Source organism: Lachnospira sp. CLA-JM-H23, from assembly GCF_040096425.1.
Classification (GTDB): domain Bacteria; phylum Bacillota; class Clostridia; order Lachnospirales; family Lachnospiraceae; genus Lachnospira; species Lachnospira rogosae.
On record NZ_JBBMET010000001.1, the window covers coordinates 269,311 to 293,394 of the forward strand.

Annotated in this window: 24 protein-coding genes and 1 tRNA gene; 17 read left to right on the plus strand and 8 right to left on the minus strand. The window is 35.0% G+C overall.

The window, feature by feature from the left end; all coding sequences use genetic code 11:
• Window positions 1-269: 269 nt before the first annotated feature.
• From WMO42_RS01215 to WMO42_RS01225, 3 genes are all read left to right on the plus strand, one after another.
• The gene (locus WMO42_RS01215; protein WP_349191373.1) at window positions 270-1,358 is read left to right on the plus strand and encodes a hypothetical protein; all 1,089 of its coding nucleotides are present in this window, start codon (window positions 270-272) and stop codon (window positions 1,356-1,358) included.
• Window positions 1,359-1,504: 146 nt separating this feature from the next.
• Entirely contained in the window at window positions 1,505-1,993 is a 489-nt protein-coding gene (locus WMO42_RS01220; protein WP_055175887.1) for an HD domain-containing protein, read from the plus strand.
• Between the two features lie 174 nt (window positions 1,994-2,167).
• Window positions 2,168-2,626, plus strand: coding sequence for a ferritin-like domain-containing protein (locus WMO42_RS01225; protein WP_090139505.1), 459 nt, complete (start codon window positions 2,168-2,170; stop codon window positions 2,624-2,626).
• A 106-nt stretch (window positions 2,627-2,732) separates the two neighbouring features.
• Here the strand turns inward: WMO42_RS01225 and WMO42_RS01230 are convergent, their stop codons facing one another.
• The 3 genes from WMO42_RS01230 to WMO42_RS01240 form a co-directional block, all read right to left on the minus strand.
• Window positions 2,733-2,858, minus strand: a complete 126-nt coding sequence (locus WMO42_RS01230; protein WP_022502842.1) for a hypothetical protein — start codon at window positions 2,856-2,858, stop codon at window positions 2,733-2,735.
• 125 nt (window positions 2,859-2,983) lie between these two features.
• Window positions 2,984-3,127, minus strand: a complete 144-nt coding sequence (locus WMO42_RS01235) for a hypothetical protein (RefSeq protein ID WP_318255708.1) — start codon at window positions 3,125-3,127, stop codon at window positions 2,984-2,986.
• Between the two features lie 124 nt (window positions 3,128-3,251).
• Window positions 3,252-3,659: a hypothetical protein gene (locus tag WMO42_RS01240; protein ID WP_090139507.1), complete on the minus strand. Its 408-nt coding sequence runs from the start codon at window positions 3,657-3,659 to the stop codon at window positions 3,252-3,254.
• Between the two features lie 224 nt (window positions 3,660-3,883).
• Between WMO42_RS01240 and WMO42_RS01245 the strand changes: the two genes are divergently transcribed.
• Both WMO42_RS01245 and WMO42_RS01250 read left to right on the plus strand, forming a co-directional pair.
• Window positions 3,884-3,968: transfer RNA gene (locus tag WMO42_RS01245), tRNA-Leu, on the plus strand.
• Between the two features lie 515 nt (window positions 3,969-4,483).
• Window positions 4,484-5,905: an InlB B-repeat-containing protein gene (locus WMO42_RS01250; protein WP_349191375.1), complete on the plus strand. Its 1,422-nt coding sequence runs from the start codon at window positions 4,484-4,486 to the stop codon at window positions 5,903-5,905.
• Here WMO42_RS01250 and WMO42_RS01255 read toward each other — a convergent pair whose 3' ends face one another.
• Window positions 5,906-6,664, minus strand: coding sequence for an ABC transporter ATP-binding protein (locus tag WMO42_RS01255; protein ID WP_349191376.1), 759 nt, complete (start codon window positions 6,662-6,664; stop codon window positions 5,906-5,908).
• On the minus strand, window positions 6,657-7,685 hold the full coding sequence (locus tag WMO42_RS01260; protein ID WP_055175458.1) for an iron ABC transporter permease: 1,029 nt from the start codon (window positions 7,683-7,685) through the stop codon (window positions 6,657-6,659). The genes WMO42_RS01255 and WMO42_RS01260 overlap by 8 nt, the downstream gene beginning before the upstream one ends.
• Before the next feature lie 183 nt (window positions 7,686-7,868).
• On the opposite strand from WMO42_RS01260, the gene WMO42_RS01265 reads away from it, so the two are divergent.
• From WMO42_RS01265 to WMO42_RS01300, 8 genes are all read left to right on the plus strand, one after another.
• On the plus strand, window positions 7,869-9,101 hold the full coding sequence (locus tag WMO42_RS01265) for a PLP-dependent transferase (RefSeq protein ID WP_022502836.1): 1,233 nt from the start codon (window positions 7,869-7,871) through the stop codon (window positions 9,099-9,101).
• 44 nt (window positions 9,102-9,145) lie between these two features.
• A complete protein-coding gene (locus WMO42_RS01270; RefSeq protein ID WP_022502835.1) occupies window positions 9,146-10,012 on the plus strand; it encodes a 4Fe-4S binding protein in 867 nt (288 codons plus the stop codon).
• A gap of 89 nt (window positions 10,013-10,101) precedes the next feature.
• Window positions 10,102-10,353, plus strand: a complete 252-nt coding sequence (locus WMO42_RS01275) for a sulfurtransferase TusA family protein (protein ID WP_022502834.1) — start codon at window positions 10,102-10,104, stop codon at window positions 10,351-10,353.
• Between the two features lie 11 nt (window positions 10,354-10,364).
• On the plus strand, window positions 10,365-10,682 hold the full coding sequence (locus tag WMO42_RS01280) for a thioredoxin domain-containing protein (protein WP_055175454.1): 318 nt from the start codon (window positions 10,365-10,367) through the stop codon (window positions 10,680-10,682).
• Window positions 10,683-10,733: 51 nt separating this feature from the next.
• Window positions 10,734-10,943 (plus strand): sulfur carrier protein ThiS, encoded by a 210-nt coding sequence (gene thiS / locus WMO42_RS01285; protein WP_055175452.1) that lies wholly within the window; start codon window positions 10,734-10,736, stop codon window positions 10,941-10,943.
• 107 nt (window positions 10,944-11,050) lie between these two features.
• Complete coding sequence (gene thiF, locus WMO42_RS01290) at window positions 11,051-11,857, plus strand: thiazole biosynthesis adenylyltransferase ThiF (RefSeq protein WP_022502831.1); 807 nt, start codon at window positions 11,051-11,053, stop codon at window positions 11,855-11,857.
• A gap of 42 nt (window positions 11,858-11,899) precedes the next feature.
• The gene (locus WMO42_RS01295; protein WP_022502830.1) at window positions 11,900-12,310 is read left to right on the plus strand and encodes a M67 family metallopeptidase; all 411 of its coding nucleotides are present in this window, start codon (window positions 11,900-11,902) and stop codon (window positions 12,308-12,310) included.
• Window positions 12,311-12,554: 244 nt separating this feature from the next.
• Complete coding sequence (locus WMO42_RS01300) at window positions 12,555-13,466, plus strand: FAD-dependent oxidoreductase (RefSeq protein ID WP_349191377.1); 912 nt, start codon at window positions 12,555-12,557, stop codon at window positions 13,464-13,466.
• 229 nt (window positions 13,467-13,695) lie between these two features.
• Here WMO42_RS01300 and WMO42_RS01305 read toward each other — a convergent pair whose 3' ends face one another.
• Window positions 13,696-14,604 carry an alpha/beta fold hydrolase gene (locus WMO42_RS01305; protein WP_090139515.1) on the minus strand — a complete coding sequence of 303 codons (909 nt, stop codon included), beginning with the start codon at window positions 14,602-14,604 and terminating at the stop codon, window positions 13,696-13,698.
• 162 nt (window positions 14,605-14,766) lie between these two features.
• Between WMO42_RS01305 and WMO42_RS01310 the strand changes: the two genes are divergently transcribed.
• Both WMO42_RS01310 and WMO42_RS01315 read left to right on the plus strand, forming a co-directional pair.
• A complete protein-coding gene (locus tag WMO42_RS01310) occupies window positions 14,767-16,161 on the plus strand; it encodes an MATE family efflux transporter (RefSeq protein WP_318295555.1) in 1,395 nt (464 codons plus the stop codon).
• A gap of 131 nt (window positions 16,162-16,292) precedes the next feature.
• Complete coding sequence (locus WMO42_RS01315) at window positions 16,293-18,380, plus strand: hypothetical protein (protein WP_349191378.1); 2,088 nt, start codon at window positions 16,293-16,295, stop codon at window positions 18,378-18,380.
• Between the two features lie 86 nt (window positions 18,381-18,466).
• Here WMO42_RS01315 and WMO42_RS01320 read toward each other — a convergent pair whose 3' ends face one another.
• Both WMO42_RS01320 and WMO42_RS01325 read right to left on the minus strand, forming a co-directional pair.
• Complete coding sequence (locus tag WMO42_RS01320) at window positions 18,467-19,630, minus strand: MBL fold metallo-hydrolase (protein WP_349191379.1); 1,164 nt, start codon at window positions 19,628-19,630, stop codon at window positions 18,467-18,469.
• A 43-nt stretch (window positions 19,631-19,673) separates the two neighbouring features.
• Window positions 19,674-20,549 (minus strand): diguanylate cyclase, encoded by an 876-nt coding sequence (locus WMO42_RS01325; RefSeq protein WP_349153701.1) that lies wholly within the window; start codon window positions 20,547-20,549, stop codon window positions 19,674-19,676.
• A 398-nt stretch (window positions 20,550-20,947) separates the two neighbouring features.
• On the opposite strand from WMO42_RS01325, the gene WMO42_RS01330 reads away from it, so the two are divergent.
• Window positions 20,948-22,624 (plus strand): GGDEF and EAL domain-containing protein, encoded by a 1,677-nt coding sequence (locus WMO42_RS01330; RefSeq protein ID WP_055175423.1) that lies wholly within the window; start codon window positions 20,948-20,950, stop codon window positions 22,622-22,624.
• A 166-nt stretch (window positions 22,625-22,790) separates the two neighbouring features.
• On the plus strand, window positions 22,791-24,071 hold the full coding sequence (locus WMO42_RS01335) for a methyl-accepting chemotaxis protein (protein WP_055175420.1): 1,281 nt from the start codon (window positions 22,791-22,793) through the stop codon (window positions 24,069-24,071).
• Window positions 24,072-24,084: the final 13 nt, after the last annotated feature.

The following is a 24,084-nucleotide window of genomic DNA, read 5'->3' on the forward strand; positions in this document are numbered from 1 at the left end:
GTAAAATATATCAGTCCACAGAGGAGATGTAATCTGTGGGCTGGTATATTTTTTATTTGTAATTAGATATTTTATATAAAGAAATGATTATGTATTGAAGTAATATTATAACTTGCAGTCGCAAATTGGTATATATTATGTATATTAGGTGCTTTAGAATAATGTATTGTGGTAATGTTGAGTTGTATTATATAATAATATATTTATAAAGAAGTGCAGGATTATAAGAAGTATATTTGAAATGTAGAAGAATGTAGTGGTGGAGAAAAATGGGTAATAAAGAGAATAGTAATATAGACGATAATATAAATAACAACTTAAATGATATTAAAAATAATAATACCAATAGCAGTACAAATAATAACATAAATTATATTAGTAGTAACAGGAAAGCTTACTTTCACCTTCCCGGTCTGTTTGAATTCTATGAGTTTTATAAAGTATTCCTGTCATTGTTTTATGAGCACAGGGAGTATTTTTATGACTGGTGTGATATAGGTTCTATATATGGTGCACCAGCGGATTGCATATGGGGCGGCGGGCGTGCCGGATTTGGAGATAGTGAGGCAGAAAAAGTATTTTCACTTATGGCACAATATGGAATATCGGCAAGACTTACATTCAGCAATTCGCTTATCAGGAAGGAACATCTGGCAGATGTGAAATGTAATAAGTTGTGTGAATTATTAAAGGCGGCTTCGAAATTGCATAGTGATTATAAGGTTACATCTGAATATGCGTCTAAAGATTATTCTATAGATAATTCGATAAGAGATACTGCATTTAAAAATGGAATTATAGTTCACTCAGATATTCTGCTTGACTATATAAAAAATAAATATCCAGAGTTTTGTTTCGTTTCATCTACAACCAAGGTACTAACAGATTATAATGATTTGCTGAACGAGGTAAACAGAGATGATTTTAGTTATGTTGTGCCAGATTTCAGGTTGAATAAATGCTTTGATAAGCTGGGGACGATGACACAGGAACAGAAAGATAAGATTGAATTTTTATGTAACGAGTGCTGCTGGATTGGCTGTTATGACCGTAAAGCCTGTTATGAGACTGTAAGCCGTATGAATCTTGGCGAAAATTGTAACGGGCATATATGTGTGTCGCCTGAGGCAGGCGAGGGATATAGATTTTCCAAGGCAATGCACAACCCGGCATTTATAAGTGTAGATGATATCAGGAATATATATATGCCTATGGGATTTACTAATTTTAAAATAGAGGGCAGAAGCCTTGGAAGTGCACTGGTGCTGGAATTTCTTCTTTATTATATGACTAAGCCGGAATACCAGATAAATGTAAGGGAAGAGATATATCTTGATAATATGCTTGATATATTTTAATACGAATATTGCGAGTATAATTTTAATAATATTTAGGATATTAAAAATATTGAAAATAAATAATAATATACAATATTTATCAAAAAAAGGAGAATAATACTATGAAAAACTCAGCTGTTCAAAGTGCTGTTACACAGAATATTAATATGTTAAATAAGTTACATATGGCTATGATTGAATTATATAAGGGGGATTCCAGGAGAATACAGCATTTCTGTAAAGTTCACAGTTATGCCAGGTTGATTGCCCAGATGGAAAATGTAGATTACAAGACTTTGTTTATTATTGAAACAGCGGCACTGACACACGACATAGGGATTCATACATGTGAAGAAAAATATGGAGAGTGTGGCGGCAGATTGCAGGAAAAGGAAGGACCTGCACTTGCTAAAGAGCTTCTTGAAAGACTTGGATTTGAAACAGACATTTCAGAAAGAGTGCAGTATCTGATTGCACATCATCATACATATAGTAATATTGACGGGATTGATTACCAGATACTTGTTGAGGCTGATTTTCTTGTAAATATGTATGAAGATGGTGTGTCAAAAGATGCAGTGTTAAAGGCTTACAATAATATTTTTAAGACAAAATATGGGAAATATATATGTAAGGATATGTTCTTAATTGATTGAAAAAATGTTGATAAAAATATAAGTATGTAAGGTATATGATTATGAGAATCAACACATAATACATATGTATAAGAGATTGCAATGTAAATTAACAATCCTAATTCATAGTGGTGGCAGAATTGATTTCTGATATGCACATCGCAAAATAACCAGATTAAGAAAAGAGGCATATGTATGTTGTTGACTGAAAAAGAAATGTCGGTATTAAAGGATCTTCAGACACAGGAAAAGAATTGTATTGATAAGTACGAGAAGTATGCAGGACTTGCAAAGGACGATGAGTTAAAACAGCTTTTTGAAGAGCTTAAGAAAAAGGAGCAGGAACATTATAAGACGATAGGTCAGATTTTAAATGGTGAAGTGCCATCCTGCGATTGTAATGATACAGCAGGAAAGGACTATCAGCCAAAGGGCGGTTATTCAAAGAGTGAAGAGTCAGAGGATAAAAAGAATGACTGTTTTCTTGCAACAGACAGCATAGGAACAGAAAAGCTTGTATCAGGTGAATATAATTCCAATGTATTTGCGTGTACTTTAACATCTATAAGAAAAGTGCTTGCAGATATAGAGATAGAAGAACAAAATCACGCTGAAATGCTTTATAAGTATAAAATGGCGAATGGTATGCAGTAGATAGTTTGATAACTACATTGAAAACAAAGAAAATAAGTAAATACTCAAAATATAAAACGCTATGTTATCATTGTGTGATTTCATAGCGTTTTATTAAATACCACGGTTATTTAACGGCTGAATTATTTTTCTCGTCAGCTTCTTTAGTAGCCTGATGGTCTATTCGGCATCCGAATATAATACCGCCAACAATTAATAAAACAACAATTCCTACAGTTATATTTCCAACCATATAATACTCCTTTTCTGATTTAATTAAGTTAATATTTCAATTCGTTAAATTTAATGTTTAGCCAAATTATATTGTACTGTCAGCTAACTGTATATTTAGCTGACTGCACAGTTAGTCTGTTCAGATTAGTCAAATAAAGAAATTTTATATTTAACTGCTCTGAATATTTTATAGATTATGGTTACTACAATGCCTAAAGTTATGCCTAAAGTAGAACCAACAGCTATAAGACCGCCTATAGCTATGCCTATATATGTTAAAATGTTCATAATATCTCCATTCTTATAAAATGTATTAAATTGTTGCAATATACATTGAGGCTGGTTTATTACAAATATACACATTTTATACATAATTATTTATTGCATATTATATGAATTCACTTTGAGATAATTATTTTGAACCGTCCTTTTTATGGATATAATCAACAATAATCGTTGAATAAGATGGATTGATATCCAAAGAATAATTAAATGAATATATGTGATAGAAATTATCAATATTAAAGTTATTATGTAAAATGACAGCGGCAATTGAGCGTATTAATAGACGTGTTCCCATTCTTGGCAACACATTTTCTGAAGTAATAGCTGTCTGATTACCAAGCATCTCTGATGTACATGGTCTGTAATCATTTATAGAAGATTTTGGCGTAGTAATAAGCTGGAAATCGTGGAAATCAGCTTCTGTTTCATACGATATCTCAGTGAGAGCAGTCTGCACATTGTAGAAACACAGTCCGCCAAAGAACATTGCTATTATAAATATGCAGCTTAATAAGCGTAAACATCGTTTCTTCATAACAATACCGCCAATCCTTTCTATAGTCTGTTAATATGAAGATAATAGCATATTAAGAAAATTTTGTTAATAGTCAATTAGCAGGATAATAGATTAATTGCTGTTAGTTTATATCAAAAAATATGTCATACAATACGGTATATAAAATATAGTAAAAAAATGCTGGACAAATGGCATACAATAATGTAATATTAATCAAGTCGGGTGACCGATATAACAAATAAGCAGTCGTGGCGGAATTGGCATACGCGCTAGACTAAGGATCTAGTCCATATTGCTTGGGTGCGGGTTCAAGTCCCGCCGACTGCACTTGATTAAGGAACTCAGCGAGAGTTCCTTTTTTGTTGCATAATAGTATATGTTCCATATTGGATAAAGCTATGAATAAAACATTTAAAGTAGTATTCTTTTAGTATATTAATTATAAAAACACTTGCATATTATAAATTTATATGATATTCTTTATATAAAGTATACTTAATGAATTAATTCTATACACCAATACAATATATGTCCCAGTTAATCCCAATATTTAATAATAATAATCCCGAAATATTAATTATATAATAAATATTATAACAATGTGAAAATTGAGAAGAAACACCGTTATCCTAATAATATAAGAAATAACATAGTTATAATGTAAGAATAATAAAAAATAGCGTAACAGCCATAATTAATTACAGTAATGATATTTGCTGTTACAATAAATGTTTAACTATAGTTTAGTGAATGATGCGGAAAGGAAATAGAATTTGCAAAAAAGAACGAAAAGATATAATTATAGGATTTTTTTACTTAATACATATATGAATAATAATAAATTGCGTTTAATAATATTAAAATGTAAGCCGTTAAAGACTGCATTTATAAGAATTACAGCAATAATGCTGTTTATTATATGCGGCGTAACAGAGTGTATGGCGGACGTTAATACATCAGCATTTTTACATAAAAAAGATGTTATTGATTTGAATAATAATAGTATTGAATTTACATACTGGGACGGCTACGATCACAAGATTAAGACAAAGAATTATACAATATCATCAGACTGGCGCAATGCTATGCTTATATGGAGTGAGGATTTAACAGGGACAATAGGCACTAATACGACAATATATGGACCATATACATGGCTTCCGGCGGGAGATTACAGAGTAAGCTTTAAGCTTACTGCATATGGGTGGAATACTTTGAAATATTGGGATATAGGAGTTAATTTTGGACAGCAGAATACGGGATACCGCAACAAGTATGACAGGTCAAATTGTCAGATTAATGCTGACACAACAGTGAGCGACATAGTGTGTGGAGGTAATGATACAGGAGGTAATTTAGATTATACTATTCATACTAATGGTGACAGTGCAGATTATGAGTTAAGGACATATTTTAACAGGGATGTTGATTTTGGGATTGGTGCACCTGAACACGAACTTGGTAAGATAGGACAATTTATAAGAGAGATTACGATATGTTCTCTGGATAGTAATACCATATATTATGATGCAGATGGTGGATTGCTTGATAAGGAGGAAGCAGGGACACTTACTGATACGAACTGGGGAGCTGACAGAGGAGATGTATCAATTCCGGCTAAGGAAGGATATATATTTGAGGGGTGGTATGGTTATAGTAAAGCATCTAATACAACTTCTAACAGGGACGAGCTTACATTTGATACAGACAGTGAATATGTTATGCTGTGGGATAGCAAGGGCAAGGCTTGCAGTAATGTATTAAAAGAAGCCAGCTACAGTGATTATACGGTATATGCCAGGTGGAAGCCGAAGGATAAAGTTATAAAATATATATCTAATACATCGTCAGTGGTAAGCAATATGCCACAGGATATTAATACGGTGTACGGTTCGGAGGTTTCATTATCGGGGCAGAGTCCGTCAAGAAAGCTGTTTAAGTTTGATGGGTGGAATACTGAGGCTGATGGGAGTGGTGATATGTATTATCCTCTGGAAGCTGTAACTGAACTTACAAAGCTTTCAGAGGACACAGTTAATCTATATGCACAGTGGCAGCAGCAAAGATTTATGTATATTAAAGCTTCATCAACGACCTATTGTGATACTCTTATTAAGAGGACACCTGATGATGAACTCTGGTATACAGGCATAGGCAGTAATACAATCCGCAGTCTGCCAGATAGTATGAATAGCTGGCAGGTGCAGAAATGGTACATTGATAAGAATGGCAGTATATATAAGGATAATTATATAAATGTATAATTACATAAAAATATAATAGTCACCCTCATCATCAGAGAATTTTTTATAGGTTGTGTGGAATACATCTTCAATAATATGTGTTTTAAGGCAGTTGGCGGGTGTGTCACTTATTGCAATCTTACGGTCGTTCATTATAACAAGATTATCAGATATTCTTATTGCATCAGATAAATCGTGTAGTACAAGAATGATTGTTTTGCCTGATTTTTTAAGTTTATTGACCATAGAGAAGAAAGTCCTCTTGCCATCAAGGTCAAGATAAGTGACAGGTTCGTCCATAATTATAATCCGGCTGTCCTGTGCGAGTATCATAGAGAAGAATACACGCTGCCTTATTCCGCCAGAAAGTGTGTCGGTATTATCTTCAGAATAAGGCATTACATTAGTGAATTCCATTGAATTATTGACTATTTCATTATCTTTATCTGTTTTACGTCTTGTAAAGCCAAGATAAGGAAATCTGCCGTGTTCTACTAATGTTCTTACAGGAAGTACAGGGATAACGGTTCTTATTTGCGGAAGAAATGCTATTCTTTTGGCTCTTTCTTTTAATGGCAGTGACAGGATATTTTCATTATCTACTGTAATAGTGCCTGCTGTAACTTTAGAACAGCCATTAAGGCACTGAAGAAGGGTTGTTTTGCCGCATCCATTAGGACCGATTATCGTTGTTATCTGTCCTTTTGGAAATGTTATATTAATATCATTTAATATATTGGTTCTGGATACGGCTACATTAACGTGTTCATATTTAAGCATTTATTCGTCTGCCTCCTTTTTTCTTTAATAAAAGGTACATAAAGAATGGACCTCCGATAAAAGCCATAATTATTCCAGCAGGAAGTTCATATGGAGCAGCTATAAGACGACCAATGATATCACATATAAGTACAAATGAAGCACCAAGCAAAGCACTTGTTGGCAGGAGGTATCTTGCATCACTTCCGAATAAAGTCCTGCATATATGAGGAACAATAAGACCTATGAAGCTTAATAGGCCAGCAAAGCTTACAACAAGACCTGCCATTATGCTTGATAATACAAGAAGAAAGAATCTTGTAAGTGGAACATTCAATCCTAAAGAGCGGGCATAGTCATCACCTAATGAAAGTATATTAAGCGGCTTGGCCAGAATGAAGGATACAAGTACAGCAGCTATAATTCCAATTGCTGGCAGTGCTATTTTGTTAAATGTAAGTCCGGATAAAGTACCCATAAGAAAAGAAGTGATATTAAGGGTTATATCTGTATTTATTAATTTGATAGTGTTAATACCTGCATTAAGAAAGGAAGATACAGTTATTCCGGCAAGTATAATGGTTGTTCGTGAGCTGTCAGCCATATATGCAAGTGCATATATGGCAAGTGTTGTTAAAAGTGCACCTACAAATGAAGCTATAGATGTGGCATATACTGAATGAGGGAATAACATCATAGCAAGCATTACAAAGAAGCCTGCACCGGAATTGACACCTATTGTATTAGGACTTGCAAGTGCATTATTCATAACGCCCTGAAGGATAACACCAGCAACAGAAAGTCCCATACCGGCAATAATGGCACCAAGCATACGAGGAAGACGTATGTTCATTATTAATATGTAAGTCACAGAAGTCTTGTCGGGGGTAAAGAAGCATTTTAGTATATCTGCTGGATTGATATATACGCTTCCCAGCATAACGCTTAGAAAAGAAGCTGTTATTAAAAGTCCAAAGAGCAATATATATATGTATATATGTCTTGAACGGCTGTTTGATTTTGAGTTGGTTTTATTGGTCATAGTTGTTATTTTCCTTATAATAAATATATGTGAATAGAGTATCATAAACCGCTAATTTATTCAATTCATATTTACATACCGAATTTATATGAAATAACTATTGACAAATATTAACATAAGGGTTAAAATTCAATTCATATTAAACAAGTAGGTTTGTAGTTTATACGAAATGGAGATAATGATATGAGATTTAATACAGCTTTACTTCATGGCGATTTCAGAGGAGATAAGAATACTGGTGCGACACAGACACCTATATATCAGTCAAGTGCATTTGAGCATGCGAGTGCTGAGACACTCGAGAAGATATTTAATAATATGGCACCTGGATTTTCATACAGTAGAATTAGCAATCCAACAATAGAAGCATTTGAGAAAAGAATGACAGTTCTTGAGGGCGGTGTTGCGAGTGTTGCCTGTTCATCAGGTATGGCAGCAATAACGAATGCCTTTACTAATATATTACAAAGTGGTGACGAGATTGTATGCAGTGCAAGCTTATATGGCGGAAGCATTGATTTATTCAGGGATTTAGAAAGCTTTGGAATTAAGACACATTATGTTAATAATAATGATGTGGAACAGTTCAGGGCAGCTACGAATGAGAATACTAGGCTTTATTTTGCAGAGACAATTGGTAACCCAAGACTTGATGTAACAGATATCAGATTAATAGCTGATGAAGCTCATAGGGCAGGCGTTCCATTTATCGTTGATAACACAGTTGCTACAGCATATCTTATTAAGCCAATAGAGTATGGTGCGGATATAGTTGTTAATTCAACATCGAAGTATGTTAATGGCAATAGTAATTCAATCAGTGGTGTCATAACTGATTCTGGTAATTTTAAATGGGATATTATAAAATATCCTGGTATGAAAGATTTTAAGAAATATGGTCCATATGCGTATACAGCCAAGTTAAGAAATGGAATATATCGTAATACAGGGGCTTGCTTATCACCACAGAATGCATTTTATAACATTCTTGGAATGGAGACACTTGGAATAAGAATGGAACGTGTCTGTAGTAATGCAATGACATTAGCCAAGTATCTTAATGATAATTATGGTAATCTTAGTGTTAATTATCCTGGACTTGAGAATAGCGAATTCTATAATATTGCTAAGAAAGAACTTAACAATGGGTTTGGTGGCATAATAACAATCCGTACAGGAAGCAAGGAGAAAGCATTTAAGTTTATTAATGCATTACAGATTCCTCTTAACGTATCTAATATAGGTGATACTAAGACATTGGTTATACATCCAAGCTCAACAATCAGTGCTCACAGCACAGAGGGAGAGAAGAAGATTGCTGGTGTATATGATGATCTGGTGAGAATAAGCGTAGGAATAGAAGATGTGCAGGACCTTATAGAAGATTTCACACAGGCGTTAAAAGCAGCTAATTAAATATCAAAAAACGACTAAGAAAAGAATAGAAATGAGGTAGAATTATGGCTAAGATTGATTATGCAGCACTTAAAAAGGGCGGATTTATGAGACAGAAGCAGAAAGGATATTTTTCATTAAGAATACAGGTAGTTGGTGGTAATCTTACATCTGAGAATATCAGAGCTGTAGCTGACGTAGCTGATAAATATGGAAAAGGTTATGTACATATGACATCAAGACAGGGTGTTGAAATTCCATTTATTAATTTTGAAAATATTGAAGAAGTTAGAGCAGCTTTAGCAGATGGTGGTGTTAAGCCGGGTGTATGTGGACCAAGAGTTCGTACAGTTACTGCTTGTCAGGGTAATGAAGTCTGTCCAAGCGGCTGTATTAATACATATGAACTTGCTAAGAAGCTTGATGAACATTACTTCGGAAGAGAACTTCCACATAAGTTCAAGTTTGGCGTAACAGGTTGTCAGAATAACTGTCTTAAGGCAGAGGAGAACGATATCGGTGTTAAAGGTGGTATGGACGTAACCTGGGTAGAAGATAAATGTATCAATTGTGGCGTGTGTGAGAAAGCTTGTAGAATGGGTGCTATAAGCTGTGCTAATAATACAGTTACTATTGATAGAACTAAGTGTAATAACTGTGGACGTTGTGTAAAGGCTTGTCCTACAGAAGCTTGGGAAGGCCAGAGTGGTTATATTGTATCATTTGGTGGATTGTTTGGTAACCAGATATACAAAGGCGAACAGCTTCTTCCACTTATTAAAGATGAAGAGACACTTTTCAGAGTAACAGATGCAGCAATCGGCTTCTTTGAAAAGAATGCTAACCCAGGAGAGAGATTCAGACTTACATTACAAAGAGTAGGTGAGGATGAATTTAGAAAAGCTATTAAAGCTGCTTACGAGGGTAAATAATAAAATTTATAGTCAAAAGATTATAAATTCGTATATGCTTACACGATAAGGTTTTTGAACTTATATTGTTAAGAAAAAGGAGGACTAATATGGAGATTGAAGGAATTAAGATTGACGATACAGTAGATATTACAGATAAGGTTTGCCCACTTACATTTGTAAAGGCAAAGGTTGCTATCGATGAATTAGATGATGGTGAAGTTATTGCAATCCGTATGAATGACGGAGAGCCGGTAGCTAATGTTCCAAGAAGTATTAAAGATGAGGGACATCAAATCCTTAAACTTGTTAATAATAATGATGAGACATATACACTCATTGTTAAAAAAGTTGAAGAATAAGGAGAAGATTTATGGCTGAGAGAATAAAGTTATCAGATTTTGAAGAGAAGGTATTAAATAGTTCAGTTCCAGTTCTTGTTGATTTTTATTCAGACAGTTGTGTTCCTTGCAAAAGGCTTGCACCAGTTGTTGGAACAGTGGAAGATGAGAGGGCAGAAAGCCTTTCGGTATACAAGGTTAATATTAACTTTGATGCAGATGCAGCTTCTGAATATGAAGTAACAGCAGCACCTACACTTGTTCTTTTTAAAGATGGAAAGGAAACTGCAAGACATACAGGCGTATTCAGAAAAGATGAACTTACAAGCTGGATAGATGCTAATATTTAATTAATTTTAATAAAAAATAATTATGCCTAAGAGGCAGGAAAGAGGTTTAATATGCAGTTAACAGTATCAGGAGTAAAGAAAGAATATGAAGAGGGAATTACACTTCCAAAGCTTTTTGAAATTGAAAATGTTGAAACACCAGAATATGTTACGGTTTCAATCAACGAAGAATTCATTCCAGGAGACCAGAAAGAAACATACCAGTTAAAAGGTGGTGATAATGTTGAATTCTTATACTTTATGGGTGGCGGACAGAGATAATTATAATAATGTTATTAACTATAATGTCACAAAGACAGCATTAAAATATCAGATTCAAGTAAGAATTACTTTAAAAGGAGTAAGATCTACTTTAAAAGGAGGTATATATGGCTTTAACAGATGAGCAGATAGAACGTTATTCACGTCATATCATTTTAAAAGAAGTTGGTGCTAAGGGACAGAAGAAGCTTCTTAATGCCAAAGTGCTTATAATAGGTGCAGGTGGACTTGGAGCACCAGCAGCTATGTATTTAGCAGCAGCAGGTGTTGGAACAATAGGAATTGCAGATGCGGATGAGGTAGATCTTAGTAATCTTCAGAGACAGATAATACATCAGACAGCAGATGTAGGCAAAGCAAAGGTTCAGTCAGCTAAAGAGACAATTAATGCTATGAATCCAGATGTAACAGTTAACACATATAGAGAATTCATTACAAGTGATAACATAATGGATATTATCAAGGACTATGATTTCGTAATCGATGGAACAGATAATTTCCCAGCTAAGTTCCTTATTAATGATGCCTGTGTAATGGCTAAGAAGCCATTCTCTCACGCAGGAATAATCAGATTTAAGGGTCAGCTTATGACTTATGTTCCGGGAGAAGGACCTTGCTACAGATGTGTATTTAAAAATCCACCACCAAAGGATGCAGTACCTACATGCAAGCAAGCTGGTGTTATCGGAGCTATGGGTGGTGTTATCGGAAGCCTTCAGGCTATGGAAGCAATCAAGTATATACTTGGTGTAGGGGATTTACTTACAGGTCATCTCCTTACATATGATGCTATAACACAGGAATTCCATAAGATTAAGTTGCCATCTGATACTGATGGCTGTGCTGTATGTGGAAAGCATCCAACTATCACAGAACTTATTGATTATGAGCAGGTAGTTTGTGAAGACCACTAATAATTATATCCAATCATAAGGACAATAAGGAGGCGTCACAAAGTGATTACATTTAATAAGAGTGATTTTGATACAATACTTGAATATGCTAAGAAGAATCTTCCAGAGGAGGCTTGTGGTCTTATTGGAGGAACAATAGAAAATGGAGATAAGCACATAAAAAAGATATATCTTCTTACTAATATTGACCATTCCAATGAGCATTTTTCAATGGATCCTAAGGAACAGTTAGCGGCAGTTAAAGATATGAGAGCTAATGGTTTAGTTCCTCTTGGCAACTGGCATTCACATCCAGAGTCACCATCAAGACCATCTGATGAGGATAAGAGACTTGCATATGACAGCAAAGCAAGTTATATGATACTTTCACTTATGAATATAGATGAACCAGTGCTTAATTCATTCCATATTGAAGGCAATGTATCAAATAAAGAAGATCTGAGAATAATATGATAAAGCATTGAGCCGTGCCGTAATAAACTATTAACCATTGCTGTGCTTGCACAAAGCGATGGTTAATAGTTTATTACGATAGGGCGAAAGCCCGGCAGTTCCATAAAGCTTTGCTTTATGGAACGTGCACGGCGAAAAAGGCGTTGTGCACGGCGAAAAGCCGGCGTGCATGGCGAAGAAGGCATTGTGCACGGCGAAGAAGCGAATAAATAGTAGTTCAGTGCGATAGGAATGGAGATTTATTATGAGTAATCTAACGGATATTTCAGATGTTATTATTATAGGAAGTGGTCCGGCAGGACTATCTGCTGCTATATATGTTGTCAGGGCTGGATTATCAGTTACTGTTATAGAGAAAGAATTTATGGGAACAGGACAGATAGCTGACAGCAGTAAAGTAGACAATTATCTTGGTATTCCAGCAATAAGCGGTTATGACCTGGGCGAAAGTTTCAGGGAACACGCACTTTCGCTTGGAGTAACAATAGAAGATAATAATGTTACCAGACTTACCCCTGTTGATGACATATGGGAATTAGATTTATCAGACGGAAGCACTAGGAAAGCCCGATGCGTAATATATGCGGCTGGCTGTAGCCATAAAAAGTTACAGGCAGAGAATGAAGAACAGTATACAGGCAAAGGAATATCATATTGTGCCGTATGTGACGGAGCATTTTATAAGGATAAAGATGTCGCAGTAGTAGGTGGCGGTGACACAGCACTTTCTGATGCACTTTATCTTTCAGATATATGTGCCAACGTATATATTATACACAGAAGGGAAGAATTCCGTGGAGCGGCTTCACTTCTTGCAAAGTTAAAGGAACGTACGAATGTGCACATATGCACTAACAGAACAGTAAAGAAAGTGGAAGGCAGTAATAATCTTGAGAGGATAATACTTGATAATGATACAGGCATTGACGTTAATGGATTATTTGTTGCCGTTGGAATGAGCCCACAGACAGAGCTTCTTAAGGGTATTGCAGAACTTGATAATTCAGGATATGTAATAGCAGGTGAAGATTGTGTTACATCAGCCAGAGGTTTATTCGTGGCAGGTGATGTCAGAACGAAAATATTAAGACAAGTAATAACAGCCGCAGCAGATGGTGCTATGGCAGCAACACAGGCAGTACAGTACCTTAGATAAAAGGTATGTACTGCCTGCTGGCATTTATATATGTATAGCCTGGCTGTGTATATTTATATAATATGTATTTATTGTATACTTATTATGTGTTTGCTATAAATATTACTAAATATATTTAACACAATATACATTTATTATATATCTAATATATTGCTATAGATATTACTGCGTATATTTATACAATATGTATTTATTATATATATTTATTGTATCTATTATATCTAGTTATTTAGTGCGTTATAGCTTCATATATATAATCAAGAACCTTGATGTTATCTTTTTCGTGTAAAATATCGTGGCGCATATTATTAAATATCACGATATCTTTTATATTAAATCCCTGTTTAGTCATTAAATTTACGGTAGTTTTAATATTTTTTCCATATTCACTTACAGCATCATCACTGCCGCTAAGAATATATACAGGTGCCAAGCTTGCTGTCTTAGCCTTTTTAGATACACAGTTAATCATTCCTGATAATAGTTCATACATAAGGCTTGCTGTAATCTGTGCTGGAATATGAGGGTCGTTAAGATATTTATCACGTTCTTCTTCATTATAGAGAAGCCAGTCTGCACGCGATGTAGCATTTTTAATCTTATTATTGTACATTCCAAATGCAATGAACTGTATAAGCGGACTGCAATTCTGTCCGTTAGCCTGCATACAGGCGTGGTCGATATAACTTCTTATTGCTTTGAGAATAAAACGTGGCTGAGAACCAGTTCCGATAAGGAAACATCCGTCAATCTTAGTCCTTAAGTGAGGAGATAAAAGCATATCCCTTACGATGAATGAGCCCATAGAGAAACCAACAATATAATAAGGAAGTTTAGGGTAGCGTTTCTTCATTTCGGTGTAGCAGGTATGAACGTCTTTAACCACATATTCCCAGCTTCCTTTCTTGCCAAGATATGCTTTCCTGCTGCCATTCTGTAGTGAGTGGCCGTGTCCTATAATGTCAATACCGCATACAACGTATCCTTTGCTTGTAAAATACTGGGCAACTTTGTCATATCTTCCCATATATTCTGTTATTCCGTGTACAAGCTGTATTACGCCGATTGGTTTGCTTTCAGCTTTCCATACAGCTGCCTGTATTGTTGTCTTATTATCAGATGATTTAAAATTAAACATATATAACCTCAATTCTTAGCCAGTAGGCCTTTGGTACTAAAAAGCATTATACGACAAAATATTTAATAAAACTACATAAAAATTACTAATTAAAGCATATAATTATTTATTGAAAAAGAATTATAAATGTGTTATAGTCAGTATCCGTCTGAAGGGCTTGATTTGCTTAATAAAATAAAGAATATCGAGGTATATATGGGTAACGATAATACAAAAGCACTAAGCGGTATGGATATGACTACAGGTTCGATACCGGTTAAAATACTAAAGTTCAGTATTCCACTTATGCTGGCACAGATTTTGGAAGTTCTGTTTAATATGTCAGATGTGGCAGTTGTTGGTAAATTTTCAAGTTACGAGGCACTTGGAGCAGTTGGCTCTACATCATTGCTTGTAACATTATTTACAGGATTTCTTATAGGTATGGGCTGTGGTGTGAATGTAAGAGTTGCACAGCAGCTTGGTGCAGGTCAGAAAGAAAATGTACGAAAGACTATTCATACATCATTTCTTCTCTGTCTTATTGTAGGACTTACAGCGCTGGTTCTTTGTATATTGGGTGCTGAATTCTTCCTGTCACTTATGAATACTAAGACAGAGCTTATAGATGGGGCGGTACTTTATTTTAGAATATACGCACTTGGTATGCCGGCGATGGCTATATATAACTTTGGTAATGCGGTTATGAGTGCGAGCGGAGATACTAAGAAGCCTCTTATATATCTTACGTTTGCAGGCGTTGTGAATGTATGCCTTAACCTTATACTTGTTATAGGGATAGGTATGGCTGAGGATGGTGTCGCATTTGCTAGTATAACAGCCCAGTACATATCAGCAATATTTGTAGTGGTTAATCTGTTAAGAAGAAGTGACACAGACAGATGCCGGTTAAGAGTAAGAGAATTAAAGCTTTATCCAGGTGTGTCAAAGGTAATACTTATGCTTGGAATTCCAGCAGGTATCCAGAATGCTATATTTGCTATGGCTAATCTATTTATCCAGACAGGTGTTAATTCATTCAGTGCGGTTATGGTGTCAGGAAATGCCGCCGCCGCTAATGCAGATATGCTTATATATAATGTTATGATGGCTTTTTATACTGCATGCTCAAGCTTTATGGGACAGAATATGGGAGCGTGTAACAAGAAACGAATGTTAAAAAGCTACCTTATAAGTATGGCTTATGCTTTCTTAGCGGCGGCGATACTTGGAGGACTTCTTATAATATTTGGAAGACAGTTCCTGTCATTATTTACAAGTGAGCCAGAAGTTATAGATGCAGGTATGCAGAGGATTATGATTATGGGCTTATCGTATGCTGTATCCTCATTTATGGATTGTACGATAGCGGCATCAAGAGGACTTGGCAAGACTATAGTTCCAACAATAGTGGTTATTATAGGTTCGTGTGTGTTCAGAGTAGCATGGGTGTATACAATATTTGCACATTTCCACACTATACCATCATTGTTCCTGTTATATCCATGTTCGTGGATAATTACAGCTGCCGCAGAGATAACATATTTCGTGCATATATTTAAGAAAGTGACATTTTAAGGATAGTTACATTATGATTGCCACATAATATGTGTTAATAATATCTATATTCAGGTTCATCATCTGTAAGTTATAGCAATAACAATGCAGGACAGATTCGTTTCTTTGTTGCTGACAGCAAGGATTCGTTAATGGATACTGAAAAAGTAACTAACAAGTATGGCAGCTATACAGATTATGACTGCTATAATGTATTCAATGATGATGTAGTAAATGGTATTATTTCAAATAATAATGGTTATACATATTATAGCAGTGCATACTATGCAGGTGATAAGATTAGCTTATCAAAAGAAGCAGCAGAAAAGCTTATATCAGCAAGACGTAGAATTTCTGTGACAGCTTTTGATAAAGCTAGTAAGATATCTGGAATGACTGTTGAATTCGATGGCTATTTCCTTAATAATGAAGCTGTTTCTGTAGATATACCTAAGATTACATTAAGTAAAGATGCAAGCACATTATCAACTACATTTGCAGGCGGAACACCTGAATATGTATATAAGGTAGGAACTATACCATCAATTAAGGGCGTAAGCTTTAGAAGCACATTTTACAATTCAGGTGATGGAAGATTTAACGTATATGCTGTAGATGATGGAAGCTGTATTCCAGTGGTACAGAGAACATACGGATATACAAAGAGCTTTACAGAAAGTGATTCTAATAGTGAATACTTCACAATATCTTTAGATAATGATAACTTTATAAAGACTGCAACAGTATCAGGTGGAGATTATGATGGTACAAAATATTCATATATTGCTAATCCTGATGTTCAGACAATAAAGAATATCGTTAAATACAATGCTAAGAAAAATATATCATCATCAATTAATGTATGCACAGATAAGGTTACATTTGATGCTGAGACAATTAATATGATTAAGAATGCTGAGGATGCAGGCATAACAGTTAACTTCTATGATTCTAACATCGGAAGAAGTGTAGGTTCAGCTATAACTTCAACATACAAGCTTGAAAATGTTGAAGCTAAGGATGTTACTATAGAAAGACCAGCAGTTGAAATTACATCAAACAATGCTGATTTTGAAAAGGTTATGGATCCAACATTAGCAGTAAGATATGTATCAGCAAGCAGTGCATTAGCAGATGGATTTACATATAGATTTACTGATCCAACTGTATTAAATGCTAAGTTTGATAATGAACAGACTTATGTAAAGCTTTCATTAGTAGATGGTAAATTAGTGAGAAGCGGATCTTTAGTTCCAAGCAGAACTATCGTTGTAGAAAAGAATACATATGCTTTAGTTCGCTCGGCAGATTACTCAACACCAGGTGATACACCAAGTACACCTAGTGACACACCAAGTACACCTAGTGACACACCAAGCGAACCAGAACAGCCAAGTGAGCCAGAGCAGCCAAGCCAGCCAGAACATCCTGCTCAGCCAGAGCAGCCATCTGATAATGGCGATACAACAGGCAAGAATGTTGAAGCAGAAGTTATCTCTGCGGATAAGCTTACTAATGTAGAAAATGTAAACAACGAACTTACAGAGCGTTTAACTAATTCATCTCTTTCAGAGGTAAGCATTGTAAGTGCCAAAGCAGCTCCTACACTCAGCTCTAATGTATTCTCTAAGATGAAGGAAAACCAGAAAGACATTACAGTTGGTGTAACAGATGAGAATAACAGACTCCAGTATCAGTGGAAGTTCAACAGTGATACAATTACACAGCCAGATATGGATATTGATTTAACAATTTCATTCGATACAGATAGAGAAAATGAGGTTAAGGAAATTACAGGACGTGATGATCTTATGTATCTTTCATTCAGTCATCACGGAGCATTACCTGGACCAGCTACAATCAAGACATATGTTGGTAACAAATATAAGGATGGAGATATAGTATACCTCTACTACTTCAATGAAGAACAGAACAGAGTTGAATCAGTAGGCGGTGTTAATAAGGGGCTCGTTGTTAAGGACGGATATGTTGAGTATACAATTACCCACTGCTCATTATACTTCTTATCACAGGATACAGCAGAAGTAATAAAGGCTGTTGACCCGGATACAGCAGATAATAATGGACAGGTAGCAGATGTGGCTGATACAGCAAAGGATTCAGCTGCAACAGGAGATACAACAAGAGTATTCTTATATGTTCTTGAAACATTAATGGCTGCAGTATTAGTTGCAGGACTTGTAGTTGCTGATGTGAAGAAGAACAGAATTAACAGGTAATTAAACAGCTATAACATAAAACAGCCGGTATAATGATAGATTAAATAGCTATCATTAACCGGCTGTTATTATATTAGCATCATATATTACTTAATGGCTTCTGCCAGCTTGTACATATTGGCAATATCTTCATCTTTCATAGTAGACTTGATAGTTACTGTATCGCCACATATAGTTATGTTCTTCATTCCCTCAAATGCTGTCTTAATACATTTGCCGGCAGTAGGTGCCCACGAACCATTTTCGATGATTCCGACTTTACGGTTCTGGTAAGCTTTGTGGGAAAGACGGCTAAGGAAGTCTTCCATAGGTGGGAATACACCACCATCATAGGATGCTGCAGCAACAATAAGCCTGCTGTATCTGAAAGCATCTTCAATGGCTTCTGCCATATCATCTCTTGTAAGGTCGGTAAATGCAACTTTGTTATATCCCTGTTCTTTAAGGATATTAACCATCTTTTCAGCGGCTGTCTTAGTATTGCCGTGGATAGAAGCACAGGCTACAAGTACTCCATCATCTTCAGGTTCGTAACTGCTCCATGTAAGATATTTTCCAATGTAGAATTCAAGGTTCTCTTTAAGTACAGGGCCATGCAGAGGGCATATAGTCCTGATATCAAGTGCGGCGGCTTTCTTGAGTAAAGTCTGTACAGGTGCACCATATTTTCCTACTATATTAAAATAGTATCTTCTTGCTTCGCAAGTCCAGTCCTCAGAAGCACTTAATGCACCAAATTTGCCGAAAGCATCAGCAGAGAAGAGTACTTTTTCAGTTGTTTCATATTCAAGCATAACCTCTGGCCAGTGAACCATAGGAGCCATAATGAATTTCAGGTTGTGAGTTCCTAATGATAATTCCTGTCCCTCTGCAACTGTAATGCATTTGTCATCAAGATTATCAATAGCAAAGAACTGAGGAAGCATAGCTTTTGCTTTAGCACTAAGTACAAGCTTAGCATCTGGATATTTGTCTGAAAGTGCTTTGATATTAGCGGCGTGGTCAGGTTCAAGATGTGAGATTACAATGTAATCAACATTTCTTCCGGCAAGAACATTAGAAAGGTTATTAAACCATTCCTCTGACTTTCTTGCATCTATTGTATCCATAACGGCTACCTTTTCATCAAGAATTACATATGAATTATAGGAAATGCCGTTAGGAATGATATATTGGCTTTCAAATAAATCCAAAGTAGTATCATCAGCTCCTATATATTTAATTGATTCAGAAATTGTAACATTACTCATAATTAAATCCTCCTTATTAATGTTTAGTAATACTTGTTAGTTGTTAATTATTTAATCTATTATTTAGTGTATTAATTAATTCATCTTGAGTATTAATATTTTCATCAGCAAGATTAATACAGGCTGTTGAAATCTCAAAAGGTATCTTATTACTTTTGAATAGAATATGTTCTGGAATGGCTGCGGCTATAAGATTATTAATTCTATTTTCAAAATCTGTGTACTTAAGATTAGTGTCTAATATAAAGAATAAATCTTTGTCGTAGCGAACAAGCATCAATTCGCCATCAGATATATCTTTAAAAGTATGTGTAATTAAATTGTACAGACAGCATACAATTCCATTAGAAGCGATATCACCATATTCGGCTATTGTGTCAGCAAGATTAGTAATCTTTACAAATGCTGCATTAGACTGGTGGTTATTCTCTGCCTTATATAATTCATAAGGAAGATGTTCTGAAAGATAAGAACGGTTGTAAGCACCAGTTTCCTCGTCAAGCAGAAGGCTCCTGTTGGCATTTTGTATCAGAGATATTAAAGCGTTGTTAGTATTGCCGGCTTCAAGCTGTCGGTAAGTGTATGAGAAATGCTGGACGGTTTCAAGAACAAGCAGGGAGTTATTGACTCTTACTGGCCGCGAAGTGACATGGTATACAGTATCATCGCTTACATCAAGTTTGGATTGTATATTACCGGTAAGAAGTGTTCTTGCAGAAGTGCAGTTAATACATTGAAATATACATTTCCAAGAGTCATAACAGGAAATCGGTGTATCAGATGGTGTAAGACAAGTATCATTAATATCAATAATCTCACATTTGAATGGATTGACAAGTCGCACTACATCATATAGTGGTGATAGCAGCTCCATTTCTTTCTTTAATTCTTCAAAAGTATATTCAACAATTTCGCTCATACTTAAACCTCGTTTCCTATGTTAAAGTACATAAAGTAATATATATCATGGTGTGTTATATATATTATTCTGCATAACTTTATCTATGATATAGTGATATGAACAATGTTTTATATAGTTATATTCATATAATATGGCTGTACATATATAATTATAATAATTGATATGTGATGCAGCAATATAATAATATAACTCCATATGTATAATTGTGTTAATATATCCGTATTCATACATAACATAGATTGTATAAATTCTAACACATTTAATTAAACTTGCCAATTGAAAATTTGCATAAATAATAGATGGTTAAACAAATTATTCGGCTTTATAGATACATTTATTGACATTTAATTATCAAAAATGTACTATCAATATAATAAGCGAAAGGACGTGGGTATATGATTGATAATGTGTTGCAGATATCAAGAGAACAGATAGAAAAAGCAATTGCGATATTAAATCCGTGTATGAATGATTATATTTATGTGTATGATTTGATAGATGATTATTATGTGATTTCGGAACATGCTGTGGAAAGGTTTATTCTTCCAGAAGACAAATTCTACGATGCAGCGGCAAAGCATAAAGAGTTCGTATATGAAGATGATTACGAAATGCTTAGTAAGGAACTTCAGGATATAAAGGATGGCAAGAAAGTATTTCATAATATGAAATACCGCTGGTTAGATAAGAACCACAATCCAATATGGATTAATTGCAGGGGAAGCGTGCTGTTTAAAGATGGAAGACCACATTATCTTATGGGCTGTATTAATGAGATTGGTGTTAAGCCTGAGGCAGATAACGTCAGTGGTCTGTTAGGGGATGTGGGACTTGCTGATTATATCAGGGAAGCATATGCGACTTTAACACCAAAAGGTTTTATAATAAGGATAGGAATAGATAATTTCAGTGCCATTAATACCAATTATGGTATGGCTTACGGAGACTACATATTAAAGAAGACGGCAGATTGCATAGCAAATACCCTTAATTCTAATCAGAAACTTTTTAAGCTTGTATCAGATGAGTTTATGATTGTTGATTTTAGCGGCAGCAATATAACAGAAGCGATTAAAATCTATATGAATTGTAAAAAGAATGTCAATAAATTTATAGAGGACAATAATTACAAAATAATGTATACATTATCTGCGGGAGTTATTGATGCATCACACATAAAAGATGAGGATGATTCATATATAAAATTGTCAGAATTTGCCTTAAAGCAGGCGAAGGACAGTGGAAAGAATACATATTATATATATAGGAATGAAGATTTTGAGCATTACAATAGAAGAATGGTTATTAATACAGCACTTCATAATGCCGTAGATGATGATTTTGCAGGTTTTGAAGTATATTACCAGCCTATAGTTGATACAAAGACTTACAGGCTTATAGGTGCAGAAGCACTTATGAGATTTTTCATGCCTGACCCAGATGGTGGAAGCCCACAATTTATATCACCGGTTGAGTTCATTCCGCTGTTAGAAGAAAGCGGACTTATTATACCGGTAGGCAAATGGATATTAGAGCAGTCAGCCAGACAATGTGCTATATGGACTAAGCAGATAGAAAGTTTCCGCATAAATGTCAATGTATCATATATTCAGGTCATTAAAAGTGATGTGTTAACAGATATTATGGCAGCTATTAATGACAACGGAATAAAGCCATATAATATAGGAATAGAGCTTACAGAGAGTGGTTATTTAGACTCCAATCCACATTTTAATGAATTGTGGTCAAAGCTTAAGGATAATGGTGTTGTGGTTGTTCTTGATGATTTTGGTACAGGATATTCTAATCTGCATTGCCTTAGTGATTTAAAGCCGGATTACATTAAGATTGACCGTTCATTTACAGTAAAAGCTCTTAAGAACCATTATGATTATGAATTGCTTACATATATAATTCAGATGACACACAGTCTGTCACTTTCATTATGTATAGAAGGTGTAGAGACACCGGAGGAGCTTGATGAGTTAAGAAGAATAAATCCCGACTATATACAGGGATATTTATTTGGAAAGCCTTATCCGGCAAATGAATTCGATGAAAGATTTATGTAGTGTATCATGGGTCTTAATGAGATGTGAATATTTATGCAACGTAAAGAAAATGGTTGATTTTAGAGGTTGATATAGTGCATTTTGTCAAAAATCAGTGTATAATATCTAAAATATAGTGATACAGGGTTAGGAGAGGCTCTGCATTAGAAAAGGAGGCACTAATATAATGAAAGATAATAATTTTATAAAAAAGCTTATACTTGCGGCAGCAGCTTTTATAGCACAAATATTAATCGTTATGATTATAATATTTATATTGCTTAATAAGAATATTATTAATGTATTGACTGCTTTTGTATTAATTACAGTTGTATTTGCGATATTTGTTGTGTTAATTCTTAATATTTTAAGAAGCATAGTTGTTCTATTAAGGGGAGCAATAGCAGGTACTGCATCAAGTGATGATAAGACTGCTGAAAAGATTAAGAAGGTTTCAGCAAGAAATGATGAAGTTGGAGAAATCGTCCGCAATGTAACAGTTGCATTTGAGGGTATTACAGGAACAGTTGCTGCAATAAGAAATGCTACAGTTGAACTTGAACAGGTTTCAGAAGAATTTGTTGCAATGTTTGATACAATGCACACAGTTGCCGACAGCACCAATGCAGCGGTAACAACAATTACAGATAATACTACAGTACAGGCTGATAAGGTAGCCGATATTAAGGTAAAGACTGACTCAATAAGCAAGGCTGTTGATAATATACAGACTAATATTGAAGGGCTTAAGGAAAGCATAGATACACTTAATGAGTGTAACAACAGAGCTGCTGATATTATGAAAGAGCTTATTACAATAAGTGAAGAAAGCGGACACGCTATGGACGAGGTAAGTAATGAAACAGAGCGTACTAATGCCTCAGCCCAGGAGATTAGAAAGGTAACTGAGATTATTGCCGGTATATCTAACCAGACTAACCTTCTGGCTCTTAACGCAAGTATTGAGGCGGCAAGAGCAGGTGAGAATGGCAAGGGCTTCGCAGTTGTAGCAGAGCAGATAAGAGAGCTTGCAGATCAGTCAAGAGAGTCTACAGAGCATATTAACCAGATTGTCAATGGACTTATTGAGAATTCTAATATCAGTGTGGAAACAGCTAAGAAGGTATCGGAAGCATTTGAAAAGCAGGATGCCAAGATTAAAGATACAGAAGCTATATTTGCAACTCTTAATTCAGAGATTAACAGAGTTGGAAGTGCTGTAAGCGGCATAGCGGCAGAAGCCTCTGACTTAGAGCAGCATAAGAACACAATAGCTTATGGTGTTGATAATCTTGCACAGTTTGCAGAAGAAAATGCAAGCAGTGGACAGATTACCAAGGAGAATATGAATAATCTTGAGCAGGTTATGGAACAGTGTAAAGGTTCTACAGATAAGATTGCTAATGTATCCGCAGAGCTTGTTACACAGATAAAGAAATTCAGCGGTAACGGGTTAAAGAAGAGATAATATAATTAATATT

Coding starts and splice junctions, on each gene's coding strand:
- WMO42_RS01215 (WP_349191373.1), top strand. CDS start 270: ATGGGTAATAAAGAGAATAGTAATATAGACGATAATATAAATAACAAC.
- WMO42_RS01220 (WP_055175887.1), top strand. CDS start 1,505: ATGTTAAATAAGTTACATATGGCTATGATTGAATTATATAAGGGGGAT.
- WMO42_RS01225 (WP_090139505.1), top strand. CDS start 2,168: ATGTTGTTGACTGAAAAAGAAATGTCGGTATTAAAGGATCTTCAGACA.
- WMO42_RS01230 (WP_022502842.1), bottom strand. CDS start 2,858: ATGGTTGGAAATATAACTGTAGGAATTGTTGTTTTATTAATTGTTGGC.
- WMO42_RS01235 (WP_318255708.1), bottom strand. CDS start 3,127: ATGAACATTTTAACATATATAGGCATAGCTATAGGCGGTCTTATAGCT.
- WMO42_RS01240 (WP_090139507.1), bottom strand. CDS start 3,659: ATGAAGAAACGATGTTTACGCTTATTAAGCTGCATATTTATAATAGCA.
- WMO42_RS01255 (WP_349191376.1), bottom strand. CDS start 6,664: ATGCTTAAATATGAACACGTTAATGTAGCCGTATCCAGAACCAATATA.
- WMO42_RS01260 (WP_055175458.1), bottom strand. CDS start 7,685: ATGACCAATAAAACCAACTCAAAATCAAACAGCCGTTCAAGACATATA.
- WMO42_RS01265 (WP_022502836.1), top strand. CDS start 7,869: ATGAGATTTAATACAGCTTTACTTCATGGCGATTTCAGAGGAGATAAG.
- WMO42_RS01270 (WP_022502835.1), top strand. CDS start 9,146: ATGGCTAAGATTGATTATGCAGCACTTAAAAAGGGCGGATTTATGAGA.
- WMO42_RS01275 (WP_022502834.1), top strand. CDS start 10,102: ATGGAGATTGAAGGAATTAAGATTGACGATACAGTAGATATTACAGAT.
- WMO42_RS01280 (WP_055175454.1), top strand. CDS start 10,365: ATGGCTGAGAGAATAAAGTTATCAGATTTTGAAGAGAAGGTATTAAAT.
- thiS (WP_055175452.1), top strand. CDS start 10,734: ATGCAGTTAACAGTATCAGGAGTAAAGAAAGAATATGAAGAGGGAATT.
- thiF (WP_022502831.1), top strand. CDS start 11,051: ATGGCTTTAACAGATGAGCAGATAGAACGTTATTCACGTCATATCATT.
- WMO42_RS01300 (WP_349191377.1), top strand. CDS start 12,555: ATGAGTAATCTAACGGATATTTCAGATGTTATTATTATAGGAAGTGGT.
- WMO42_RS01305 (WP_090139515.1), bottom strand. CDS start 14,604: ATGTTTAATTTTAAATCATCTGATAATAAGACAACAATACAGGCAGCT.
- WMO42_RS01315 (WP_349191378.1), top strand. CDS start 16,293: ATGGATACTGAAAAAGTAACTAACAAGTATGGCAGCTATACAGATTAT.
- WMO42_RS01320 (WP_349191379.1), bottom strand. CDS start 19,630: ATGAGTAATGTTACAATTTCTGAATCAATTAAATATATAGGAGCTGAT.
- WMO42_RS01325 (WP_349153701.1), bottom strand. CDS start 20,549: ATGAGCGAAATTGTTGAATATACTTTTGAAGAATTAAAGAAAGAAATG.
- WMO42_RS01330 (WP_055175423.1), top strand. CDS start 20,948: ATGATTGATAATGTGTTGCAGATATCAAGAGAACAGATAGAAAAAGCA.
- WMO42_RS01335 (WP_055175420.1), top strand. CDS start 22,791: ATGAAAGATAATAATTTTATAAAAAAGCTTATACTTGCGGCAGCAGCT.